This window comes from Dendronalium phyllosphericum CENA369, from assembly GCF_016056275.1.
Classification (GTDB): Bacteria; Cyanobacteriota; Cyanobacteriia; order Cyanobacteriales; family Nostocaceae; genus Dendronalium; species Dendronalium phyllosphericum.
On record NZ_JAECZA010000169.1, the window covers coordinates 1 to 2,277 of the forward strand.

Sequence of the window (2,277 nt, forward strand, 5' to 3'; positions counted from 1 at the left end):
GAGTGGGTGTGGGGTGTAGGGTGTGGGGTGTGGGGTGTGGGGAAAGAGATAGCCCCAACAACCGTATTGATACAAGCCCCGTCTTTTTAAGACGATGGCATTGGTGGGGGTTACAAGCCCCCAGATAGTGCCGTCTTCACTACACCCTACCCCCTGCCCCCTACACCCTGTTGCTGACTTCAAAAGGTCTTTTTGCTAATTATCTATTTCTTGTGTCCATTTTCTGAGAAGATAGTAGGAGAAAATAAAACAAATGCAACGCGTATTTCAACCAACTATGATGCTTTCCACAACTGCTGCGATCGCATTACTAGTTACGGGTTGTGGAGAAAGTAAAGTTTCTCAATGTAACAAAATAGTAAAGGTTGCAAATAAAGCAGCAACCATCGGCCAGGAATTTGGTAAAAATCCCAAGCCTCAACAAGGTTCTAAATCATTAACAGAAGTCGCTGGTAAGATAGACGGAGTTGCCAACGAAATGAAAGCAGTAGAAGTTAAAGATGAAAAACTACAAGGTTATCAGGGACGCTTTCTAACACTTTATCAAGACACCAGCAAAGGATTGCGTGATGCAGCCAGTGCTTTAGATAAAAAGAATTTCCCAGCCGCAAATAACTTCTTAGCATCCCTGAAAAAGACTACTAGTCAAGAAAGTGCAATAGTGCAGGAAATTAATAGCTACTGCTCTGGTAAATAATCAATTCTGTGCCGAGCTAAAGACCAAATATAGCGGTTAAATTTGGCTGAAATACAAATTCGTAATCATCGCTAAAGCAATTCGAGCTTCGTGATTTATTACACTCAATTGCAAACTGCTATATTTGATTTATTTTTATGAAAAATCTCCACTTATTAAGTAGATGGACATAATTAAATGTAAAATGCCAACTTATGAAACCTTGTCATAAACTGACTTTTCCCTCCTGCCTTCTGCCTTCTGCCTCCTACCTCCTGCTTAAAAGCTAGAACTTATCTCAAGAGAGAAGATATTGCTGGAAAAAAATTCTATTGTGTGAGAAAAATCTGTCTACGAGGTTGACAATGGAGGCAAAAAGTGGCTACGTGCATCGGCGGATGCCGTTGATTGCTGCTGGGATTATCTTAGGTTTGGGTCTCAATGGGTTTTTTGATGGCATCTTGCTGCATCAAATTTTGCAGTGGCATCATATGTTGAGCAGCACTAGACCTCTAACTACTACCTCAAACATAGATTTGAACATGGTATGGGATGGCTTGTTTCATGCCTTCGATTGGATATTAACTGTAGTAGGAATAGTATTGCTGTGGCGGGCAGGCGGTCGTGATGATGTTCCTTGGTCATCAAAAACCTTTGTTGGCTCTTTGCTCATTGGTGCAGGATTATTCAACTTGGTTGAAGGAACGATTGACCATCAAATTTTGGGTATTCATCATGTGAAACCAGGCCCAAATCAGTTAGCTTGGGATGTAGGATTTTTGATATTAGGTGCGCTACTTGTTGTATTGGGTTGGTTAATGCTACAAACGAAAGTTAGAAATCAGGAGTAGAGACGCGATGAATCGCGCCTGTACAATAAAAGACGCGATTTATCGAGTCTGTACAACAATTAATTGTTACTCTGATTACCTCCCCAGCTCTCCTTGCCCCTCATCTCCCCTCTATGTCTACAGATACTTTTGAAAAAACCAGCTTGGGTTGGCAGCTTTCTCAGTTACAACAACAAGTAGGAGAATGGTTAGAATACCAGTTTTATCGCTTTCAACAAAATTTGCCAGAATTCGCACCTATTTCAATTAGTCCTTGGCTAGTTAATTTGCTGAAATTTTTGTTTTGGCTGATATTGGCTTTAGTTTTGGCTTGGGCGGGTTGGCGCTTGTGGCGAGAATTTGGTCACTACATATATTCTTGGCTGACTGGCGGTAAGAATGCCTCTAATTCTGGGGCAAAAGTCTATTCTAATGATTTCTCGGTAGGTATTTGGTTAGAGCGATCGCAACAATTGTATCGTCAAGGTAACTACCGCGAAGCTTGCCGTTGTCTTTACATGGCAATATTACAGCGCTTGCATGATACTGGTATTGTCCTTCACAAACCCAGTCGCACAGATGGCGAATATCTGCAATTGCTCCGTTCAACCGTAACCCCGATACAGCCCTATGAAACTTTGATTACCACTCACGAGCAATTATGTTTTGGCAACACTGAGATTTTCTCAGAAAATTATGAACAGTGTCAGCAAGCATATCGGGAAATTGCCCAGGAGTAAAGGCGGAGGGGCAGGGGGAGCAGGGGGAGCA

The 2,277-nt window shown here is 42.0% G+C and carries 3 protein-coding genes; all 3 read left to right on the forward strand.

Annotation, left to right across the window (positions count from 1 at the left end; translation table 11 throughout):
* Positions 1-253: 253 nt before the first annotated feature.
* The 3 genes from I8752_RS21920 (at position 254) to I8752_RS21930 (ending at position 2,246) form a co-directional block, all read left to right on the forward strand.
* Complete coding sequence (locus tag I8752_RS21920; protein ID WP_214434392.1) at positions 254-697, forward strand: hypothetical protein; 444 nt, start codon at positions 254-256, stop codon at positions 695-697.
* A gap of 344 nt (positions 698-1,041) precedes the next feature.
* Positions 1,042-1,527: a DUF2243 domain-containing protein gene (locus I8752_RS21925; RefSeq protein ID WP_214434393.1), complete on the forward strand. Its 486-nt coding sequence runs from the start codon at positions 1,042-1,044 to the stop codon at positions 1,525-1,527.
* 113 nt (positions 1,528-1,640) lie between these two features.
* Positions 1,641-2,246 carry a DUF4129 domain-containing protein gene (locus tag I8752_RS21930; RefSeq protein WP_214434394.1) on the forward strand — a complete coding sequence of 202 codons (606 nt, stop codon included), beginning with the start codon at positions 1,641-1,643 and terminating at the stop codon, positions 2,244-2,246.
* The last annotated feature ends 31 nt before the right edge of the window (positions 2,247-2,277 follow it).